We start from the raw sequence: 20,297 nt of genomic DNA, 5'->3' as shown, positions 1-20,297 counted from the left end.
TCGATCCGGATGAGCGTTTGCCGGCCGGCCACTAGGTCAGCGGTATCAGTGCCGCTGCCGGGAGCGTCGGCTTGGGGGAGCCGCCGTCGGGCTCGACAGTCAGACCGAACGCCTTCATCCCGGCGGTCGAACCGTTGATCACCTCGGTGAGATCCCCGGCCGCAAGGCCGACCGAGTGGGCGGTCTGCCCGGGGTCGATCATCCACAGCTGGTAGGTCCGGTCCGCGGGAAGCTTGGGCAGATCCCGCAGTACGACGACCGACTTGTCGGCCTTCGCCGACACGACGACCGTGGCCTGCCCGCCGCCCTGGACCGCCCCGTGAACGGTCCGCGCGTCGGGCTGCGAGAGAACGGCGGCCATCTGCCGGTTGGCCTGCTCCGCTGCGGTTCGATCCCGGTACTGGTCGATCGCAATCCCGCCACTGACCGCGACCACAGCCGCCGCGGCCGCCAGCGCCAGAACCGATCGGCGACCGAAGCGCCGACGTACGGCGGGCTGCTCGTGGACGACCGGGGGGAGTTGGCGGACGTTCTCGATCGCGGACATCACGTTCGCCTTGAGCGCGGGAGGCGGCGGAGTGGACACCTGGGTCGCCAGCTTCACCGCGGCAGCACGCAACTCGTCGACCTCGGTAGTGCAGAAGGTGCATTCCGCGAGGTGGGCCTCGAATCGGACCCGCTCGTCGTCCGGCAGCGCGTCCAGCACGTAGGGGCCGGTGAGGGTGTGTACGTCGGGTTCCGTCATCGCGCCTGCCCCTTCGTGGATCCGAGGCAGTCGCGGAGGCGGATCAGGCCGTCGCGCATTCTCGCTTTGATGGTCGGAAGCTTGGCCCCGAGTTGCTGGGCGACCTCGGGGTAGGTGTAGCCGTTGTAGTACGCGAGCTCGATGGATTCGCGTTGCAGCTCGGTCAGCGAGCCGAGGCATCGCCGTACCTGCTCTGCTTCGAGCCGGGTGGTGACGGTGTCGGCCACCTGGTCGAAAGCGACGTCCGCGGACCGTGCGCCGACCTGCTCGGTTCGGTCGGCGGCGGCCTGCTCGGAGCGCACCCGGTCGACCGCGCGACGATGCGCGATCGTGAGGATCCAGGAGTGCGCGGAGCCGCGGTCGGCGTCGTACCGGGTCGCGGTGCGCCAGACGTCGAGCATGACCTCCTGGGTCACCTCTTCGGACTGAGCCGGGTTGCGGAGGATCCGGCGTACCAGCCCGAACACCCACGGCGCGACCCGGTCGTAGAGCGCGCTGAACGCGGCCGTGTCACCGGTCGCGGTCAGCATCAACAGGTCGCCGTCCGCGACCGCGCCGGATCGCGAGTGCGATCCGGCGGGCCAAGGCAACGCGGTTGGTTCGTTCACGGTCAGCTTGCCGGGGGCATCAGAACGGAGTCGATGAGGTACACCGTAGCGTTCGCGGTCTTCACGCCGCCGCAGATCACGTTGGCGCCGTTCACCTTCAGGCTGTCGGCCGAGCCGCTCACGGTGACGTCCTGCTTCTCGACGGTCGGGTGCTTGCCGACGACCGCCATCGGGTCGAGCTGCCCGGGTACGACGTGGTAGGTGAGGATCTTGGTCAGCAGCGCGTCGTTCGTCTTCAGCGTGTTCACGGTCGCCGCGGGGATCTTCGCGAACGCGGCGTCGACCGGCGCGAAGACGGTGAATTCGCCGCCGTTCAGCGTGGAGACCAGGTCGACCTTCGGGTTCAGCTTGCCCGAGACGGCCGCGACCAGGGTCTTGAGCAGGGGGTTACCGGACGCGGCGGTGGCCAGCGGTGCGGCCGCCATACCGTCGATCGAGCCGGCGCCCGAGGGGTTGGCCTTCGCGTAGTCGGCGCAGCCCGGTCCGACCAGTCCGCCGGCCGTGTCGCTCGTCGACGGCGTGGTGCTGGTCGCAGGTGCGCTGCTGCTCGTGCTGGTCGTCGTACTGCTGGAGGCGCTGCTGTTGTCGTCGCCACCCCCACAAGCGGATGCGGTCATTGCGAGGGCCAGCGCGCTGAGGGCGATTCCGGCGCGGGTGAGGTGCTTGGTCATGACTCGATCTCTTCCTTGAGGAGGTTGTTGACGGGAGTACTTCGGAGCCGTTCGGCGGCCGGATGGGTCACTCGACCATCACGACCGTGTTGTGCAGGCCGCTCGAGCCGTTCGGCCGCGGCGATGCCTGCCGATCGGTCTGCAGCTCGCCGGTCGCATCGGTCGCGCGGACGGTGAGTTTGTGGGTGCCGGGCGTGGCGTTCCAGCGGAACGTCCACTGCCGCCAGGTGTCCGGGCCGTCGACGGGTGCCAGCCGGGCCGGTTGCCACGGGCCGTTGTCGACCTGGACCTCGACCTTGCTGATGCCGCGGCGCTGCGCCCACGCGACCCCGGCGGCGACCGCGGGTCCGGCCTTCACGGTCGCGAATCCCTTCGGTACGTCGATGCGCGAGGACGTCTTGATCGGTGCCTCGACGGACCAGCCGCGGTCGGTCCAGTACGCACTGAAGTCCCGGAACCTGGTGACTTCGAAGTCGACGATCCACTTGGTCGCGGACACGTACCCGTACAGGCCGGGGACGACCATCCGCACCGGGAAGCCGTGCTCGAACGGCAGTGGTTCGCCGTTCATCGCGAGCGCGAGGATCGCGTCCCGTCCGTCGGTGAGCGCCGCGAGTGGGGTGCCGATGGTGAGCCCGTCGACGCTGGTCGACTTCACCGCGTCAGCCCCTTGCCGTACGCCGACTTCGCGCAGGAGATCCGCGACCGGTACGCCGATCCAGCGGGCGTTGCCGGTGTAAGGACCACCGACCTCGTTGGACACGCACGTCAGGGTGATGTCGCGCTCGATCAGCCGTCGTTCGAGTAACTGGTCGAACGAGAGCCGGAGCTCTTTGTCGACAAGTCCGTGGATCCGCAACTCCCAGTCCCGCGGGTCGATCCGCGGCACCTGGAGCAGCGTGTCCACGCGGTAGAACTTGGCGTTCGGTGTCGTGAACGGGCTGATGCCGGGAACGTCGAGACTGGCCTGCAACGGTCCCGCGGCGTCGGTCGGCCGAGGCACGCGAACCCGTGCCCGCAACTCCTGCCCGGACCCACCCGCAAACCGAGCAGCACCAGCAGCCCCGGCCCCGACGACGGCCAACGCCGAAACGGTGAGCAAGAACCTCCGCCGATCAAACCCGTCCGGCTGCTCGGCATCGCCCGGCTCCCGCGCTGGACCGGCGTGTGTGACCAGGGCCATCGCCAGCACCGCGACCACCAACGTGACCGTTGCCGGCAGCAACCGGTCGACCGTGCTGGCGGCGGACGACCGGCTCACGATCGCGAACACCAACCCCACCAGCCCCAGCCCGCCCGCGATCGCGACCGCCGTCCGCCGGTGCCCGCGCGCGCCGATCCATCCGGCGACGGCGGCCACGATCACGAGCGTCACGCAGATGCCGACGCGCAGCAGCGGACGGTCGGCCGTACCGAGGCTCCGGACGGCCCAGTCCTTGACCGGGCCGGGGGACCGGTCGATGACCTGTACGCCGACCGCGTCGACCGGCCACGGTCCGCCGGTCAGGCCCGCGACGAGATATCCGGCCGCGAGCGCCGTACCGGCTGCGACCACACCACCTAATGCCCCGAGTGCCCTGTGCATGCCAGGGGTTCGGCGCCGACGAGGCTCCGGATGGTTCGACGTGCACGACCGTTGGGCGTCCGGGTGTGCAGAAGGACAGGTAGTGCACCGGTGAGACGCTGTACGCTCGGACCCGGCCACGGTCAGGTGCACTAGGGGCGGACCTAGTACCTCCTGTTCTTATGCACACGAGCGAGCCGTTGTGCTAGGCCATCTGGCGTAGGGCTGTCTCCGTCAGTTCGTACTGGAGGGGGCGGCCGGCGGCGTGGCGTTCGATTTCGTTGACCGTGATCTGGCCCATCCCGAAGTAGCACTCGACGGTGGCGGCGGCCTGGTGGGGTGTCAGGAGAACGTTCGGGAGTGCGCGGAACGGGTCGTCGGGTGGGAGCGGCTCCTCGTCGAAGACGTCCAGGGCGGCGTCGATCCGGCCGCTGCGGAGTTCCTTCAGTAATGCCGCGGAGTCCACGAGCCACGAGCGGGCAGTGTTGACGAGGGACGCGCCGGCGGGCATCAGCGCGAGTTCGCGAGCGCCGATCAGGTGGTGCGTCTCGGGAAGCGTCGGCGCGTGCAGGGCGACGACCCGGCTGGTGCGGAGCAGGTCGTCGAGCGAGGTACGACGTACGCCGAGTTCGATCGCACGCTCGTCCGTGAGGTACGGGTCGTAGACGACAACTTCCGCGGCCCGAAGCGCGACGAGCATCCGGATGTATTCGACGCCGGTCCGCGATGCGCCCACGACACCGATCCGCGATGCCGTCAGCCCATGCTGCGCTGGTACGTCGTCCCGCCACGCTCCATCGCGCATCGCGTGATCGAAACGATGAATGCGATGCAGCAGGCTCAACGTGAACGCGAGCGACACCTCGGCCACCGGCTCCGCCATCGCCTGCCCCGCCTGCGTGATCCGCAAGCCGCGCCGGAACACCTCCTCGGTGACGAAGTGCTTCACCGACGACGCACTGTGCGCGATCAACCGCAACCGGTCCGCGTGATCCAGCACCGCCGCGGTCAGCGGCGTCGCTCCCCACGATGTGATCAGTACGTCGGTCCCGGGCAACGCCGCCGTCAACGCCTGAGCATCGCCGGGATCATCCAGTACGACGAGCTCCCCGAGCGCATCCAGCCGCGCCGTACTCTCCGGCGCGAACACCATCTCCCGGTACGCCGGCGTCGCCGCCAGCACCACCCGCAGCTTTTCGGCCATGACCGAATACTAGGGTCTGGAAACGATCAGATGCAGGACCAGTGTGGCCGCGAGGACGACGGCGGCGAGGCCGAGGAGGCCGGACGGCGCGGTCCCGGCGGTCAGGGCGATGCCGCCGAGGGCGCTGCCGAACGCGGAACCGAGCGAGATCGCGCTGCCGTTGAGGGCCATCACGATCGCGGCGGACTCCGGGGCGATGCCGCCGAGCCGAACCTGCTGCGGTACGGCCGCGCCGCCGTTGCCGGCGCCCTGGAAGAAGAACCAGCTCACGCCGACCACCGCGAGCGCGGTGGCCGAGGTGAGCAGCAGGCCGGCCAGGCCGAGAACCGAGTTCAGCAGCAGGACGATCAGGACGACGGTGAGTACGCGCGGTGCCGGGAAGCGGTCCGCCAGCCGGCCCGTGATCGCGTTGCCCAGCGCACTGGCGACGCCGTACCCGAACATGATCGCGATGATCATCCAACCGGCCCGGAAGGACGGGCCGAGGATCAGGACGGCGTAGGTGAAGCAGGTGAAGCTGCCGGCAAGGATGCCGCTCGTGACGAGCAGGGAGCCGAGTAGCCGGGGTTGGCCGAGTGGGCGAAGCTGATCGGTGAGCCGACCGGCCGGAAGCTGCCGACGAGGGAGGCCACGCAGGATCCCGGTCAGGGCGATCGTTCCCATCACGGCGACCAGGATCATCGGGTAGCGCCAGCTCGACTGCCCGATCACGAGGCCGACCGGTACGCCGAGGGCCGTCGCGGTCAGCAACCCGCCGAGCACGAACGACAACGCCTTCCCGCGGTGCCGGACCGGCGTCACAGCGATCACGTAACCGCTGACGGCCGCGTTCAGCAGGCAGGCGCCGAGCGCCGCCAGCACCCGCCCGGCGAACGCGATCGGGTACGTCGTCGCGAGGCCGACGACCAGGTTGCCGAGCACGAAGACCGCCAGCGCCGTGGCGATCGTCGTACGGCGCTCCCACCGAGAGGTCACCGTTCCGAGGACCGGCCCGGCGAAGGCCGCGGTCAGCGCGAACGCGGACATCAACTGGCCCGCGGCCGCCACGCTGACGTGCAGGTCCGCGGCGATGGTGGGCAGCAGCCCGGTCAGGACGTACCCGTCGATTCCCATCGAGAACGTTGCCACGGCCAGCCAGACCAGCGGCCGGTACGAGAACTCCTGCTCCTCAACCGTGTCAGCGGCGCAGGTGTCCGTCACTTGGCGGCGGCTTTTGCGGCGGCGGAGGAGCGCGCCACGAGGAGGTGCAGCCCGACGGTGATCGTCAGGATGACGGCCGAGACGCCGAGCAACCCGTTCGGTGCGGCGCCCGCGGTCAGTGCGACACCGCCCAGGCCACTGCCGAGGGCCGACCCCAGCGAGATCGCGCTGCCGTTCAGTGCCATCACGATCGCCGCGGAGTCCGGTGCCATCGACGCCAGTCGCGCCTGCTGCGGAACAGCTCCGCCGCCGTTGCCGACGCCGGCCGAGAAGAACCAGACCAGGCCCCAGACGGCGGCCACCACGGCCGGGGCGAACATCAGCGCGATCATGCCGAGGACCGCGTTCAGCAGCAGCCCGACCAGTACGACGGTCAGCACCCGGAGCGCGGTGAACCTGTCGACCAGGCGGCCCGTCACCGCATTGCCGGCCATGCTCGAGACGCCGTACCCGAACATGATCAGGATCATCGCCCACTCGGCGTGGAAGTGCGGTCCGAGGATCAGCGTCGCGTACGTGAAACAGGCGTAGCTGCTGCACAGGATGCCCGTGGTGACGAGCAGCCCCGCGACCAGCCGTGGCTGGCCGAGCGGGCGGAGGCGGTCGACGAGGGTGCCGCCGGGCAGATGCAGCTGCGGAAGCCGGAGCAGGATGCCGACCAGTGCGATCGCGCCGACCACCGCGACCAGGATCATCGGGAACCGCCACGAAGACTGCCCGAGCACCAGGCCGACAGGTACGCCGAGCGCGGTCGCGGTCATCCAGCCGCCGAGCACGAACGACAACGCCTTGCCGTGGTGCTCGGACGGAGTCAGTGCGATCACGTACCCGGTGACGGCGGCGTTCAGCAGACTGCCGCCGAGCGCCGCGATGACGCGGCCGCTGAGCGCGACCGGGTAGTTGGTAGCGATCGCGACGACCACGTTGCCGAGCACGAACACACCCAGTGACAAGACGATCGTCGTACGGCGTTCCCACCGTGACGTGAGCGTGCCGAGTACGGGACCGGCCAGCGCGGCGGTGAACGCGAACACCGACATCAGCTGACCGGCGGCCGCCGGGGTGACCTCGAGGTCGCCGGCGATCTGCGGCAGCAGGCCGGCCAGCACGTACCCGTCGATACCCATCGAGAACGTGGCGACCGCAAGCCAGATGAACGGGCGGTACGAGAAGCCCGAGACGCCCTGCCCCTCCGCCGCATCGGCGGGTCGCGTTTCCGTCACACAGCTATCTCACCGCGAGCGGAGGCCTCGCGGCAAGGGCAAATTGATCACTTGTGCCAGAAGTGACGATTTCAGGTGCAACTCCGATCACATTTACGGAGAGTGATTTCCATAGTCGCCCGACGTGCATCAATTCATCGCTGTGCGTGTCACAATGCAACAGAGCCTCTGGCCCCGGACCCGTGTCGTTCGCTCCCAAAGACACCGCGGAGCTGGGGAGGACTGCTATGGGTGAGAAGGAACTGGTCAAGGAGTTCCGGACCCGGCTGACCGATCTGCTCGGCGAGCCGTTGATGGTCGAAGATCCACTGGTCACCACCGCACAGGCCGCGCTCCTGCTGGAAGTTCCGCCACAGCGCGTCGCCGGGCTGATCCGGGCGGGGCACCTGCCGGCGCGATCCCGTGCGCACCGCCGCCTGCTGCTGTCGGACGTCGTACGGTCGGGCCTCGACGACTGGATGTCGGTCGCGGAGGCCGGCGCCGTACTGGGCCTCGGCCAGACCGGCGTACGGCGGCTGATCGCGGCCGGACTGCTGACGGCGCACGGCAAAGAGCTGCCGCTGCGGCGCGACGACGTGGACGTCCTCGCCCGCCTGCGCGAGGGATGGTTGACCGTGTGGTCCGCCGCGACCGCGCTCGAGGCGGATGTCGACGAGGTCCAGCGGATGCTCCGCACCGGTCAGCTCACGCACACCTGCGACGTGGCCCGCCCGGTGTACCGCCACGAAGTCGCCGCCGTACTGGCCAGACGCCTGCCCGCGGCGCTGGAGGCCTGACGCGCTGGGTGGTCTGATGCGCTGGTTGCCGCTGACCAGGTGCATGGCCAGGTCGGGGTTGAAGGTGCCGGCCGGGATGCCTCAGTTCGCGGCGAGTTTTTCGGTGGAGGTGTGGCCGGCCTCGGCGCAGCGGTGCAGGAAGCCGGCGATCAGGTCCAGCTCGTCGTCGGAGTAGTCGGCGCAGATCTTGTCGACCGCGCCGTTCATCCCGCGGTACGCGTGGTAGACCGCCGCCGTCCGCTCCTTGACGACGCTGACGGTCACCCGCCGGCGGTCGGCCTGGTCGCGGTCACGGACGATCCAGCCGCCGCGCTCGAGCCGGTCGAGGATCCCGGTCATCGTGGCCGGATGGATGCCGGCCCGCCGGGCCAGGGCGCTCGGTGTGAGCGCCCCGTCCCTGGCGAGCACATCCAGGCAGTCCAGCTCGGCGTCCTTGAGGGACAACTGCGAGCCGACCTGGTGGTTCAGCAGCGCGAGCTGGATGCGCAGGTCACGCAGCGCGGTCCTGATCACGGCTGTGCGCTTCGGCATACTTCCGCTCTCGTATCATCCGGGTTTCAGATCATCTCGAACGGCAGCCTAACTCACCGGACGCGCGCGACCGAGCGGTGCGGGTGTGAGTACCGGGTGCGCGCGCAGGTAGGCGATGAACCCCTCGTGGTCGCGGTCGTTGCGGACGGGATCGGTGAACCCGGCGAAGACCGTCGTACCGTCGCCGCCGATCAAGGTGTAGGCGAGCGCGGCGACACGGTAGTCCCGGTTCAGGTCCAGCGGCTTCCCGTCGATCTGCACGGACGCGGGATCGACGCGCTGACCGATCGGCTTGGTCGTGTCGTAGGTGTAGCTGACGTTCTGCGACACCGCGAACGGAGCAAACTTCTCGGTGCCTCCTGGCTGCGGCACCCACTGCGCCTCGAAGGCAGCGTGCAGTTGGGTGCCCGGCAGCGTGACCGTCAGGATCGGGTTGCCGTACCCGAAGGCGCCCCAGGCCTCGCCGAACAGCACGGTGCCGTCCACATCTGACGGATTGCTGCCCTTGGCAAACAACAGGTCACCGGTCACCGCGTTCGACCCGGAGACCGGCTTGACCGAGATCAGGGCCAGGTCGGCGCGCCCGTCGGGATGCTGGTTCGCGTCCCAGTAGGCGAAGTCCGCGGCCAGGTTGCCCATCGTGCTCTCGCCGGATGCGTTCGGCGTACGGGTGAAGTCGGCCGTGACCCGGGCGAGCGGCGTGGCGTACCGCTTCTTGCCCTGCGCGGCCCAGTAGTCGGCGATGTACTGGAGCTCCTCGTCGAGCGGTACGTCGCGGGTGTTGGCGTGGTTGGTCGACCGGGTGAGCTCCCGGATGACCTCGCCGGTGCGCGGGTCGAGCTTGAGGTTGATCTCGTTGATCAGCGAGCCGTGGTTGCCGGCTTCCACGACCGGCCGCGGTACGCCGTTCGGGTCCGGAACCATCATGTTGAACCGGCAGTGCCAGTGTCCGGTCACGATCGCGGCGATGTCCGGCGCGGCGTTCGCGGCCAACTGGAACACCGGCCCGGACGGGTTCGTCCCCGCGTTGTAGTCGTTTCCGGCGACGCCGCCGTCGTGGATGTTGATGACGATCGCGTTGACGCCGCGCTTCTTGAGCTGCGCGGCCAGCTTGTTCGCCTGCTCCAGGTCGGACAACGACCGCAGTCCGGGCTGGTACGACGTGGATCCCACCTCGGAACCCACCAGCGTCAGGTGGATGAACGCGATCGGCAGCTTCCGCCCGTGGCCGGCGTCGACCCATTCGATGTTGTACGGCGGCACGATCGTCCGGCCGGTGTCCGCGTGCACGATGTTCGCGGTGTAGAAGCGGAAGTTCGCGCCCTGGAAGCGCTGCCCGGTCGAGTCGACGAAGTTGTCGTCGCGTCCGCTCACCGGGTAGGGCTTGCCGCGTTCCATGTGGTCGACGAGGAAGTCGACCGAGTGGTCGAGCTCGTGGTTGCCGACGGTGCTGAACTGCAGGCCGAGCGCGTTCAGCGCCTCGATGGTCGGCTCGTTGGCGTGGGCGTCGACCTCGAACGGCCAGCCGTTGAAGTTGTCACCGGACGAGAAGAAGATCGAGTTCCGCTGCCCCTCGCGCAGCCGCTTCAGGTGTGTGGCCAGGTACCCGACGCCGCCGACGGTCACCTGGACGCCGCCCGCGCCGGTGATCACGCTGCCCTGGCTGGGCGTTGTCGGCTGCAGGTATCCGTGGAAGTCGGTGATGTTCAGCAGCTGTACGTCGACGTACTCCGAGGCCCCGGATGAGTCATTGTCGAGCGCGTGCGAAGTGGCGTAGGCGACGTCGCCGACCGCGGTCGCGGTGGCGATCGCGCCGGTGGTGGTCAGGAACGTCCGGCGGCGGATCCGACTGTTCACGGGCAACCTGCTTCCTGGCGAAGGGGTGCGCGTTAGTGCGCATTATTGCCTCTTTCCGACATTATTAGCTGCCGGACGGGACATGCGTCAACGGCCCGGTGAACAATCGGCCAACCTGAAAGTCAGAGGCTCCGGGCCGACAGCTGGGGGAGCGGGCCGCGGCTCGGGCTCAGCAGGCGCGTGTTGATCGCGTCCTGCGCGAGGCTGGCCGCGCCGAGGGCGACGCACAGGGCGCCGAGGGACGATGCGTGCAACTCCGGGACGCGCGGGCAGAGGCGGTCGAGCTCGGCCGCCAGCGGTTCGAGCAGTACGTCGGCAGCCTGGGAGAACGCCCCGCCGAGGACGAGCAGCCGCGGGTCGACGATCGCGATCGCCGTCGCGGCGGCGACTGCCATGGCGCGCGCGTACTTCCGTACGGCGGCTCGCGCCGCCCGGTCCCCGTCCCGCGCCGCCGCGAAGGCGCGTTCGGCCTTGTCCACCGTGGGAATCTCCACCGGTACGACGTCGTGCAGGTACTCGAGTGCCGCCTCCCAGGCGACACCGCGGAGCGCGGACATGTCGGCCGCCGCGCCGAACGCACCCCGCCGCAACTGCCCGTCGAGCACCAAGGCCAACCCCGTACGCCGTCCCGCGTGCAGAAACACCATGTCTGCCGAGTGATCCGCGCCTCCGCGACGCTGCTCGGCCAGAGCCGCGAGCTGACTGTCGTTGTCGACGACAACAAGTCGCGCCTTGAAATGCCCAGCCAGATCGGTGCCGCCCCAGTCCGGGATCGCATTGGCCCGTACGACGGTGCCCGCAGCATCAACCAACCCCGTCGTACCCGCGCCGACGGCCCAGACGCGCGCCTCGGGCACGCCGGCCTCCCGCGCGCAGTCGGCGATCACCCGGTCGGCCGTCGCCAGCCGCTGCTTTCGTGGTGTCTCCGGAGTCACCGAGCGCCGCGCGTTCGCGAGCATCCGCCCGTCGAGGTCGGTGAGCACTCCACGCACCGAGAACGCGCCGATGTCCAGCCCAGCGACGTACCCCGCCTTTGCGCGAAACCGGTAGCTGCGCGCCGGCCGCCCGCGCCCGCGGATCGCCGGACTCTCCTCGATCAGCCAGCGCCGCGTCACGAGGCTCGACAGCACCTCTTCGACCGCCGTCCGCCCGAGCCCGCTCTGCTCCACGATCTGTGCAACCCGCAACTCCCCGGCAGCCCGCACCGAAGCCAGCACCGCCCGCTCGTTGAGCTGCCGCAACCGCGAGTGATCGCCACCGTCCACCGCCGAGGACCCCATGATCGCCCCAGCCTAAACCGATTCCGGTCGCGCGCTCGACGTACGCCGACTGGTGTACGTCGAGTGTCGCCGGGCGGCTGATGTGCGGCCGCACAGGTGTCCCCGACTCTTGGACAGAGGAAGGGAGAATCATGAATCAGCAGGGCAGCCGTAGATTTCCGGGCACGGACATGTCGGTGTGGCTGGTGCTTGTGTTGGTTGCGCTCGGGCTCCCGCGGACGGTTCTGTCCGACCTGGATGTCGTTGCGCCAGAGAGCGGGCTGCTCTACTACTGCCTCGCGCTGCTGCCCTTCGCGGTCTGGTTGGTCGTGGCGATCGCGCGCCGGAGTCGCCGTCCGTTCCTGGACTTCCTGGTGGTCGGGGCTTCGTACGGCGTATCGCTGGTGATCGTCCACCAGTTGATGTGGACCGAAGGCCTGGCTGTCAACCACATCGGCATCGCGATGATGATCGGATTCGGCTCCGGTCTGGCCGTCGGGCTGGTCGGGTCGATCGCCAACCTGTGGCGGGCCTTCAGTGGTAGGCGACGGTTGTGATGAGGGCGGCTGCGCAGGTTGTGAAGTACAGGGCCCACGGGGCGAGGTTGTGGTCGTGGACCCGGAGGTGGGCGGTCAGGGCGATGAGGAAGTAGAGGACGAGGCCTGTGGCGGCCAGGACTCCTAGTGGCGGTACGGCGAGGCCGGCCAGGAGGCCGAGCGAACCGGCGCCGAGGAGGAGGCCGAAGGGCAGGATCCATTTGTGGTCGACGTGGACCTTGTCGGCCTGGGCCTTCGGGTAGTCGTGGCCGATGAGGTTCGCGACCGCCGCGCTGCCGGTGAGCGCGGCGGCCAGGAGGGTGGTGGCGAGGTAAGCGGCGTACACGAGGTCTCCGATCCGTGGGGCGATGGGCGCCTCACGGACGAGACAGCTACGCGGAATGTGACAGGCCGGTGAGTTTCGCCGGATTGCTGACCACTTGGAGGGCTTGTACGGCGCCGTCGACGAGATGGAGCGTGATCGCGAGGACCGGTCCGTCGTCGGACTGGATGACGATGCCGGGTGCACCGTTGAGCTCCGCGAGTTTCAGTTGCGTGCCGGCCGGCCGGCGTTCGTACAGGACGACGAACGCGCGTGCGACGTACAGCGGTCCGTAGATGGGTTTGCGCGGGGCGCCGGTGAGTCCGCCGCCGTCGCTGAGCAGGGTGACGTCCGGCGCGAGGACCGCCATCAAGGTCTCCACGTCGCCGTCCAGGCAGGCGGCGAGAAAGCGTTCGGTGACCTCGCGCTGCGTCGTACGGTCGGTGTCGTAGCGACGGCGGCGGGCCGCGACAGCCTTGCGTGCGCGGTGTGCGAGCTGACGTACGTCGGCGACCTGGCGGCCGAGGATGCCGGCGATGTCCGTGTAGCTGTACCCGAACGCCTCGTTCAGTACGAAGACGGCGCGTTCGGTGGGCGAGAGGGCTTCCAGCACGAGCAGTACGGCGGTCGACACGTCGTCGGCTCGTACGACGTGATCGGCCGTGTCGGGGGTGGTGAGCATGGGTTCGGGCAGCCACGGCCCGACGTACGACTCCCGCCGTACTGCGGCGCTCCGTAGCCGATCGATCGCCAGCCGCGTCGTGACGCGAACCAGATAGCCCTCGGCGTCGTCGACGGAGTCGGCATCGACCCGGCTCCACCGCAGCCAGGCATCCTGCACGACGTCCTGCGCATCGGCCACGCTCCCGAGCAACCGGTACGCAACGGCGTACAACAACCCCCGATGCTCCGTGAACCGATCCACTTCATCCATCATAGATATGTCTGAATCTGCCTGGGCCGAGTACTTGACGTGCACTTATGCGCACTGGCTAACTGGCTGCACCCGCCCATGCCCGAGGAGACTCGATGCGCCTGCTCCGGTCTGCTGTCTGTGTGTTCGCCCTGATTGCCCCGCTCGCACTTCTGCCGCAGTACGCCGGCGCGACCGATCCCGCGGTTGCCGCGGTCTCACCCGAGCCGCAGCAACTCGTGCAACGTGCTGACGGCTTCCCGCTCGCCCCGGTTGTCGGACTGGTTCGCACCGCGCGCACCGATGCGGATGCCGAGCGCGTCGTACGCCAGGCACTGAACCGCGCCGGCGTGACGACCATCCGGACCACGAACGGCAGCGACCCCGGTACGCCGATGACCATCTGGCTGGGCCGGGACGCGTCGACGCTCCGCGCCCTGCACGTTCCGGACAGCACGGGTTTGCCCGCCGAGGGATATGTCCTCGCCGCCGGACGTGACAGCCACGATCGCGGTCACGTGGTGCTCGACGGCGTCGACTCCGACGGCACGTACTACGCGGCGCAGTCCCTGGCCCAGCTGATCCAGGCCCGCCCCGGGCGCGACTGGATGCCCGGCGTCGCGATCCGGGACTGGCCGACGATGCGCTACCGCGGTGCGATCGAGGGCTTCTACGGCACGCCCTGGTCGCACGCGGACCGGCTGGACGAGCTCAGCTACCTCGGCGACCATCGCATGAACACCTACGAGTACGCGCCGAAGGACGACCCGTACCACCGGGAGCAGTGGCGCGACCCGTACCCGGCCGACAAGCTCGCCCAACTCGCCGAGCTCGTCACCCGCGCGCGCCAGAACAAGGTGGACTTCACCTTCGCGCTCTCGCCGGGCCTGTCGATCTGCTACACCTCGGACGCCGACTTCCAGGCCCTGATCGCGAAGTTCCAGGCGCTGTACGACGTGGGCGCCCGATCGTTCAACGTGCCGCTCGACGACATCGACTACAACTCCTGGCACTGCGACGCGGACAAGGCGAAGTACGGCACGGGCGGAGGCGCCGCGGGCCGGGCGCAGAGCGATCTGCTCAACCGGGTGCAGCGCGAATGGGTGGAGACCAAGGCGGATGTCGCGCCGCTGCAGATGGTGCCGACGGAGTACTACAACGTCAGCGAAACGCCGTACAAGAAGGCTTTGCGGGAGCTGCTCGACTCCGACGTGGTCGTGCACTGGACCGGGATCGGGGTGGTGCCGCGGACCATCACGGCGGCTCAGGCGGCTCAGGCGAAGGCCGTGTTCGGCCACGACATCCTGATCTGGGACAACTACCCGGTCAACGACTACGCCGCCGGCCGGCTGCTGCTCGCGCCGTACAGCGGCCGGGAGCCCGCGATCGCCGATCACGTCGCCGGCATCATCTCGAACCCGATGAACCAGGCGGCGGTCAGCAAGATCGCGTTGTACTCCTTCGCCGAGCTCGGCTGGAACCCGGCGAAGTACGACGAGCAGGCGTCCTGGCGCCGCGCGCTGGCCGAGCGGGCCGGCGGCAATCCGGCGACGGCCGCGGCCTTGCAGGTGTTCGCGGATCTGAACACGTACGACGGGACTCTGCATCCGGAGAGTGCGCCGGTGTTCGGTGCCGCGGTCGAGCAGTTCTGGCAGCTGTGGCGGTCCGGGCAACGCGCCCAGGCGATCGCCGGACTGCGGCCGCGGGTGAGCGCCATCACCGCTGCACCGGCGACGATCCGGTCGGGTGTTGTCGATCCGGCGTTCGCGGACGAGGCGGAATCGTGGCTCAAGGCAACGGAGCTGTGGGGACAGGCGATGGGTCGCGCCCTCGATCTGCTCGCGGCACTGGACGCCGGCGACGGAGCGACGGCCTGGACCGCACGGCAGCAGCTGAGCGGCCTCGTCACCGAGGCCAAAGCGATCCGGGACAGCCGGCTGCCGCACAGCGGTACCTATCCGCGGATCGGCGAACGGGTCGTCGACGAGCTGATCGCCGAGACCGCCCGGGTCCACGACCGCTGGCTCGGCGTACAGCCGGGTCGCACCGCGACGACGAACCTGGGGACCTACCAGGACAACGTGCCGGCGCGGATGGTCGACGGAGACCCGAACACGTTCTTCTGGAGCAACGGCGCTCCCGATCAGGGCTCCGAGGTCCGGGTCGATCTCGGCGAACCGGCGTCGATCGGCGCGATCGAACTGCTGATGGGTAAGGCGTCCAGCCCGAACGACTACATCCAGTCGGGCGTGCTGGAGTACTCGCTCGACGGAACGCGCTGGACCGAACTGACCCGTGCGACCACGGCCGAGGTTCGGGCCACGGCGCCGGCCGGCACGACCGCGCGTTATGTGCGGTACCGGTCCTTGTCCGCGACCGGCTTCTGGGTGGTGGTACGAGAGTTCTCGGTGGGGACGATCGGCGGGCGGAAGACGACACTGACAGCCTCTGGTACGCCGGCGCCCGCGCCGGGATCGTCGTACCAGCGTGCGGTGGACGGAAACCTGGAGACCGCCTATGTGCCGGTCGCGGCGCCCGCCGCCGGAGATGCGTTGACCGTCGGCCTGTCGGCGCCGAGGGAGCTGGCGGGACTCACGATTCTCCAGCAGTCTTCGAACGTGGGGTCGGCGGACGTGGAGGTCCAGGTCGGGGGAGCGTGGCAGCGCATCGGCTCCGTGTCATCGGCGTACGCCGAGGTGCCTGCGAACGACCTTCGCGCCGAGGCTGTGCGGCTGGTGTGGAAGAGCGGCAAGCCGGCCGTGGCCGAGATCGTGCCACTGTGGAGCGACACGCCGCTCGCGGGTCTACACGTCGACGCGGACCGGACCGACGTGGTCCGCGGTACGGCGTCGAGCTTCGTGGTCGACATCTCCGCCGAACGCGGCGCCGACGTCACCGGCACACTGCGCGTCGCCCCGCCGGCCGGATGGACCGTCGACCCGGCCAGTACGACGGTCACCATCAAGCGCGGATTCACCCAGTCGATCACCGTCAAGGTCACGCCTCCCGCCGACGCCGCGCTGGCAGACGTGGACATTCCGGTGACCTTCACCTCCGGCGCGACCACCTTCGACGCCGTACTGCGCGTCGCCGTACGTCCTCGCACCGGTGCCGCCAACGTGGCGCTCGATCGCCCGGCTGTTGCCTCAAGCATCGAACCCGGTACATCGTTCACAGCCGATCTCGCGGTCGACGGAGACACCGCCACGCGCTGGGCGTCCGGATACGACGACGCTTCGTGGCTCCAGGTCGACCTCGGTACGTCGACGCGCCTCGGCAAGCTGGTGCTGCGGTGGGAGGCGGCGTACGGCTCGGCGTACCAGGTGCAGGTCTCGGACGACGGGAGCACCTGGACGACCGCGACTGAGGTGACCGACGGCGACGGCGGAACCGACACGCTCTGGCTCGACGCCACCGCGCGCTATGTCCGCGTCCAGGGTATCCACCGCGCCACGAAGTACGGCTACTCCCTCTACGAGCTCGAGGCCTACCCGGCAACGTGACCTCGAACGAACTGTCCACGGCTTGGTTGTGGCTGGGAGGTCGGGGTACCGGGAGGGGTGATGGAAGGAGTGACGGACATGCCTGCAGGATCGAATCGGAAGCGGGAACGGCAGTACGAGCACATCAAGGAAGGCCTGGAGAAGCGTGGCCGGAGCGAGGACGTCGCCGAGGAGATCGCGGCGCGGACCGTGAACAAGGAGCGCGCCCGGGCCGGCGAGGCGAAGGAGTCGAGCCGTTCCTCCACCCATGACATCTCGTCCGGACGCCGCGGCGGCCTGCGTTCGCACAGCGGTTCGAAGGGCCGTACGAAGGAACAGCTCTACAACGAGGCCAAGCAGAAGAACATCAAGGGCCGCTCGACCATGACGAAGGCCCAGCTCGCGAAGGCCGTCGGCCGCTAGTCAGTACCGCCGCTCGAGGCGCTCGTATTCTTCGGCGGTCACCGGAAGTACGACGCCGTGGCAAGGGTCTTTCGGCAGCCGGTAGTCCTTCGAGGGCATCCATTCGCCGCCGGCGAGGTCGGTCGTCTCGAAGGGGACGTACCGGTGCTCCGCGGTGAATTCGTCGATCCAGAGATACCACTTGTTCTCGGTGTTCGACTTGTACACCAGCGGGCCCTCGCCTTGGCCGACCGTGCCCAGGCCGATGCCTTCGGCCAGCGGCTTCCACTCCGCGGCCATCAGTGACGTCGAGGTCTCGGAGAAGATCGACTTGCCGAGCGGCGCGTCGCCGGTGCGGCTGCGTTCGTCCTTCAGGAAGCGGTAGTACACGCCGTCGTGGCCGATCACCGTGGCATCGATCGTGTGCCATCCCCGGTCGATCCAGACGCGCGGCTCGGAGAAGTCGCGGAAGTCGCGCGTGGTCGCGTACATGATGCGGTTGTAGCTCTCACCCTCGTGGGCGGCGTTGTCGTAGAGCGTGGAGGACCAGTGCACGACGTACGCCTGCTGTTCGGGGTCCCAGACCGCCTCCGGGGCCCAGGTGTTCCCGGCCTCGGGCGGTGCGACCTCGACCAGCCGGCCCGGTCCCCAGTTCACGAGATCCGCTGACTCCCAGACCATGATCGAGCGGCTGCCTTGGCGCTGGTGACGGTCCCAGTCGCGGCTGGAGTAGAGGCGCAGGTCGGTGGCGACCAGGTAGAACCGGTCGCCTTCCGGAGATCGGACGATGTGCGGATCGCGGACGCCGCCTTCACCCAGGGTGGAGCGCAGGACCGGTTCGCCACCATTGAGGTCGTTGAAGTGCAGCGGGTCGTTGCCGTCGCTCAAGGCGAAGTAGATCTGCTCACCGTGGACGGACTCGCGCTTGAAATGTGCGTACAGGTAGCCCGCGTAGTGGGATGTCATGGAGGGGAGTTCAACTTTCCAGGCGGAGGACCCGGGCGGCGGGTTCGGGGGAGTTGGCGGTGATGACCAGCGCGTCGTCGGTCCAGGCGTAGGTCCAGTCCCCGACGTCGGTGGGGAAGTGCGGCGTGATCGTCGAGCGCGGTAGCGGGAGGGTGATGGTGGACGGACCGGGGGCGCGGTGCCAGAGGGTGAGGTAGGAGACCTCGGGACCGTTGAGTGCGAGGGCGATCCACTCGTCGGTCCATACCGGCAGACCCAGCGGCCAGGCGGGCACGAGCGTGTCCAGATCCTCGAGTACGGCACGATGGGCGGTGAGCGCGGACCGGACGAGGTCCAGCTCGGCCGGCGTCATCCGGTTGAGGTGACCCGAGAGATAGAGCCGGCCGGGGATGCCGTTGACGAGTGCGAGGGTGAACTCCTCGCGGGTGGTGCCGGTGATCGGGTACGCCCAGTTGCCGGCCTGCTCCGGCAGCACGGCGGCAGGGGCGGCCGCGGAGATCGGTGCGTAGAGCAACGGATGTTCCTGGTCCGAGGTCGACTGCAGATGCAGGCGGGACAGCATCGCGTAGTCCATCCGCATCGCGCCGGAGCCGCAGTTCTCGATCAGCAGGTCCGGATGGCGTTCGTGCAGACCGTCCAGCCAGTCGAGCAGCGCCCTGTTGTGTTCGAGCAGGCCCTGTCCCAGCGACGTCCCGTCCTTGTCGGTGCCGGGCCCGGTCATCGTGTTGTTGTCGAACTTGAAGAAGCCGACGCCGAACTCGTCGACGAGCCGGTCGACGGTCGTGTCGAGGTGCTTGCGGGCGGCCGGGCTCCGCAGGTCGAGCAGGTAGCGGCCGTTCTCGGCGATGCGCCGGCCGTGGCGGGTGAGGAACGCGTCGTCGGGGAGTTCGCCGGCGATCGGTGAGTTGACGCCGATCACCTCGGGCTCGAGCCAGAGGCCGGGCACCATGCCGCGCTGACGGATCCGGTCGATCACCTCGCCGAGCCCGTTCGGGAAACGGCTGGTCGAGGGCTGCCAGGCGCCGACGGTGTTCCACCAGTCGCCTTCGGCGTACCAGCCGGCGTCGATGCAGAAGTAGTCCGCGCCGACCTCGGCCGCGGAGTCGATCAGCGGCAGCAGCTTCCCGGTCGTCGGGTCGCCCAGCAACGTGTTCATGTAGTCGTTGAAGATCACCGGCATCCGGTCGTCGATCGGGCGCCGGTTCCGGATCGCGCGGCGCTGACGCGTGAGCGCCGCGAACACGCTGTCGACGTCGGTCCCGGCAACGAGTGAAACCGGCACCGTCGTGAACGGCTTGCCGGCGGCGACCTCCACGCTCCACTGGTGCTCGTGATCGGTCGGTCCGCTCAGCAGCAGGTAGCCGCCGCGTTCGGTCTCGCCGACCTCGTAGTGCCATGGACCGTTGTGCTCGATCTGCCAACCGAGCGCGTACGGCGTACTTCGGTCGACCAGAACGCCAATGGGCAGCGCTTCTCCGGAGGACCACGAGTTCGTGCTGGTCACCGCGTAGCGGCTCTTGGCGACGTGGTGGTGCGGGTCGCGGGCGATGTCGGCCAGCACCTCGCGGACCGCCCGCTTCGACCACCGGTTCTCGGCCATCCAGCTGTTGGCGGCCGAGTACAGCTCGGCGTCGATCGACTCGAGGCCGACCGTGAGGGACGACAGGAAGGTGAGCTCCAAAGAGCCAGATCCGCTGATCGAGGCCTCGGTCCAGGTGCGTACGCCGGCTCGCGCTTCGAAGACGCTGGTGACGCGGAGGCCCGTGGCCGGCTCCTCCTGGACGATGCGCAGCGTGGTCGAAGTCTCGTCGTGCCGGACGTACCGCAACTGCCGCCCGAGGAGCGTGCCTGCATGACGGTTGCTGGAATGACCGTGCCCCACGGCGGAGACCTCCACCAACGGCTGGCTCGGATCAGGCTCGCCGCCCTTCGGCTGCGAGGCCTCGCGGACAGCGACCAGCCGGACGGGACCTTCGTCGAGGGCGAACGTCAGTGCCAGTTCCGGCGTACTCCAGTGCAGCAGGTTGTTCACAAGACC

The 20,297-nt window shown here is 68.9% G+C and carries 18 protein-coding genes; 4 read left to right on the top strand and 14 right to left on the bottom strand.

The annotated features are described in order from the left end of the window. Positions 1 to 31 precede the first annotated feature (31 nt). The 7 genes from EV137_RS11765 to EV137_RS11735 form a co-directional block, all read right to left on the bottom strand. Complete coding sequence (locus EV137_RS11765; protein ID WP_134128463.1) at positions 32 to 745, bottom strand: anti-sigma factor; 714 nt, start codon at positions 743 to 745, stop codon at positions 32 to 34. Beyond that, entirely contained in the window at positions 742 to 1,353 is a 612-nt protein-coding gene (sigK, locus tag EV137_RS11760) for an ECF RNA polymerase sigma factor SigK (RefSeq protein ID WP_238175237.1), read from the bottom strand. Before sigK ends, EV137_RS11765 begins: the two co-directional genes overlap by 4 nt. Positions 1,354 to 1,355: 2 nt before the next feature. Continuing rightward, positions 1,356 to 2,024: a fasciclin domain-containing protein gene (locus EV137_RS11755; RefSeq protein ID WP_134128461.1), complete on the bottom strand. Its 669-nt coding sequence runs from the start codon at positions 2,022 to 2,024 to the stop codon at positions 1,356 to 1,358. Positions 2,025 to 2,091: 67 nt separating this feature from the next. Further along, positions 2,092 to 3,609 carry a molybdopterin-dependent oxidoreductase gene (locus tag EV137_RS11750; protein ID WP_134128459.1) on the bottom strand — a complete coding sequence of 506 codons (1,518 nt, stop codon included), beginning with the start codon at positions 3,607 to 3,609 and terminating at the stop codon, positions 2,092 to 2,094. Between the two features lie 184 nt (positions 3,610 to 3,793). Then, positions 3,794 to 4,792: a hydroxyacid dehydrogenase gene (locus tag EV137_RS11745; protein WP_134128457.1), complete on the bottom strand. Its 999-nt coding sequence runs from the start codon at positions 4,790 to 4,792 to the stop codon at positions 3,794 to 3,796. A gap of 9 nt (positions 4,793 to 4,801) precedes the next feature. Continuing rightward, on the bottom strand, positions 4,802 to 5,992 hold the full coding sequence (locus EV137_RS11740; protein ID WP_134128455.1) for an MFS transporter: 1,191 nt from the start codon (positions 5,990 to 5,992) through the stop codon (positions 4,802 to 4,804). After that, positions 5,989 to 7,215, bottom strand: a complete 1,227-nt coding sequence (locus tag EV137_RS11735) for an MFS transporter (RefSeq protein WP_134128453.1) — start codon at positions 7,213 to 7,215, stop codon at positions 5,989 to 5,991. The genes EV137_RS11740 and EV137_RS11735 overlap by 4 nt, the downstream gene beginning before the upstream one ends. A gap of 227 nt (positions 7,216 to 7,442) precedes the next feature. Between EV137_RS11735 and EV137_RS11730 the strand changes: the two genes are divergently transcribed. Next, positions 7,443 to 7,991 carry a helix-turn-helix domain-containing protein gene (locus tag EV137_RS11730; RefSeq protein ID WP_134000995.1) on the top strand — a complete coding sequence of 183 codons (549 nt, stop codon included), beginning with the start codon at positions 7,443 to 7,445 and terminating at the stop codon, positions 7,989 to 7,991. Positions 7,992 to 8,072: 81 nt separating this feature from the next. On the opposite strand, the gene EV137_RS11725 is transcribed toward EV137_RS11730, so the two are convergent. The 3 genes from EV137_RS11725 to EV137_RS11715 form a co-directional block, all read right to left on the bottom strand. Further along, positions 8,073 to 8,522 (bottom strand): MarR family winged helix-turn-helix transcriptional regulator, encoded by a 450-nt coding sequence (locus EV137_RS11725; RefSeq protein ID WP_134128451.1) that lies wholly within the window; start codon positions 8,520 to 8,522, stop codon positions 8,073 to 8,075. A gap of 48 nt (positions 8,523 to 8,570) precedes the next feature. Continuing rightward, positions 8,571 to 10,379, bottom strand: coding sequence for a bifunctional metallophosphatase/5'-nucleotidase (locus EV137_RS11720; RefSeq protein WP_134128449.1), 1,809 nt, complete (start codon positions 10,377 to 10,379; stop codon positions 8,571 to 8,573). A gap of 122 nt (positions 10,380 to 10,501) precedes the next feature. Further along, positions 10,502 to 11,659 (bottom strand): ROK family transcriptional regulator, encoded by a 1,158-nt coding sequence (locus EV137_RS11715; RefSeq protein WP_134128447.1) that lies wholly within the window; start codon positions 11,657 to 11,659, stop codon positions 10,502 to 10,504. 131 nt (positions 11,660 to 11,790) lie between these two features. On the opposite strand from EV137_RS11715, the gene EV137_RS11710 reads away from it, so the two are divergent. Next, positions 11,791 to 12,195: a hypothetical protein gene (locus EV137_RS11710; RefSeq protein WP_134128445.1), complete on the top strand. Its 405-nt coding sequence runs from the start codon at positions 11,791 to 11,793 to the stop codon at positions 12,193 to 12,195. On the opposite strand, the gene EV137_RS11705 is transcribed toward EV137_RS11710, so the two are convergent. Continuing rightward, on the bottom strand, positions 12,173 to 12,520 hold the full coding sequence (locus tag EV137_RS11705; protein ID WP_134128443.1) for a DoxX family protein: 348 nt from the start codon (positions 12,518 to 12,520) through the stop codon (positions 12,173 to 12,175). The two genes, EV137_RS11710 and EV137_RS11705, sit on opposite strands and share 23 nt — an antisense overlap. A gap of 46 nt (positions 12,521 to 12,566) precedes the next feature. Further along, on the bottom strand, positions 12,567 to 13,430 hold the full coding sequence (locus EV137_RS11700; RefSeq protein ID WP_202870897.1) for an RNA polymerase sigma-70 factor: 864 nt from the start codon (positions 13,428 to 13,430) through the stop codon (positions 12,567 to 12,569). Positions 13,431 to 13,525: 95 nt separating this feature from the next. On the opposite strand from EV137_RS11700, the gene EV137_RS11695 reads away from it, so the two are divergent. Then, a complete protein-coding gene (locus EV137_RS11695) occupies positions 13,526 to 16,912 on the top strand; it encodes a glycoside hydrolase family 84 protein (RefSeq protein ID WP_134128441.1) in 3,387 nt (1,128 codons plus the stop codon). A 78-nt stretch (positions 16,913 to 16,990) separates the two neighbouring features. Beyond that, on the top strand, positions 16,991 to 17,314 hold the full coding sequence (locus EV137_RS11690) for a plasmid stabilization protein (protein ID WP_134000979.1): 324 nt from the start codon (positions 16,991 to 16,993) through the stop codon (positions 17,312 to 17,314). Here the strand turns inward: EV137_RS11690 and EV137_RS11685 are convergent, their stop codons facing one another. Both EV137_RS11685 and EV137_RS11680 read right to left on the bottom strand, forming a co-directional pair. After that, on the bottom strand, positions 17,315 to 18,259 hold the full coding sequence (locus EV137_RS11685) for a glycoside hydrolase family 43 protein (protein ID WP_134128439.1): 945 nt from the start codon (positions 18,257 to 18,259) through the stop codon (positions 17,315 to 17,317). Positions 18,260 to 18,269: 10 nt separating this feature from the next. After that, entirely contained in the window at positions 18,270 to 20,291 is a 2,022-nt protein-coding gene (locus EV137_RS11680) for a glycoside hydrolase family 36 protein (protein ID WP_134128437.1), read from the bottom strand. Positions 20,292 to 20,297 lie beyond the last annotated feature (6 nt).

Source organism: Kribbella pratensis (assembly GCF_004366075.1).
GTDB lineage: Bacteria > Actinomycetota > Actinomycetes > Propionibacteriales > Kribbellaceae > Kribbella > Kribbella pratensis.
Note: the sequence above shows the minus strand (reverse complement) of the source record. Positions and strands in the feature narration are given on the sequence as shown.

Coding starts and splice junctions, on each gene's coding strand:
- EV137_RS11700 (WP_202870897.1), bottom strand. CDS start 13,430: ATGGATGAAGTGGATCGGTTCACGGAGCATCGGGGGTTGTTGTACGCC.
- EV137_RS11765 (WP_134128463.1), bottom strand. CDS start 745: ATGACGGAACCCGACGTACACACCCTCACCGGCCCCTACGTGCTGGAC.
- EV137_RS11710 (WP_134128445.1), top strand. CDS start 11,791: ATGAATCAGCAGGGCAGCCGTAGATTTCCGGGCACGGACATGTCGGTG.
- EV137_RS11725 (WP_134128451.1), bottom strand. CDS start 8,522: ATGCCGAAGCGCACAGCCGTGATCAGGACCGCGCTGCGTGACCTGCGC.
- EV137_RS11685 (WP_134128439.1), bottom strand. CDS start 18,259: ATGACATCCCACTACGCGGGCTACCTGTACGCACATTTCAAGCGCGAG.
- EV137_RS11695 (WP_134128441.1), top strand. CDS start 13,526: ATGCGCCTGCTCCGGTCTGCTGTCTGTGTGTTCGCCCTGATTGCCCCG.
- EV137_RS11715 (WP_134128447.1), bottom strand. CDS start 11,659: ATGGGGTCCTCGGCGGTGGACGGTGGCGATCACTCGCGGTTGCGGCAG.
- EV137_RS11750 (WP_134128459.1), bottom strand. CDS start 3,609: ATGCACAGGGCACTCGGGGCATTAGGTGGTGTGGTCGCAGCCGGTACG.
- EV137_RS11730 (WP_134000995.1), top strand. CDS start 7,443: ATGGGTGAGAAGGAACTGGTCAAGGAGTTCCGGACCCGGCTGACCGAT.
- EV137_RS11755 (WP_134128461.1), bottom strand. CDS start 2,024: ATGACCAAGCACCTCACCCGCGCCGGAATCGCCCTCAGCGCGCTGGCC.
- EV137_RS11745 (WP_134128457.1), bottom strand. CDS start 4,792: ATGGCCGAAAAGCTGCGGGTGGTGCTGGCGGCGACGCCGGCGTACCGG.
- EV137_RS11690 (WP_134000979.1), top strand. CDS start 16,991: ATGCCTGCAGGATCGAATCGGAAGCGGGAACGGCAGTACGAGCACATC.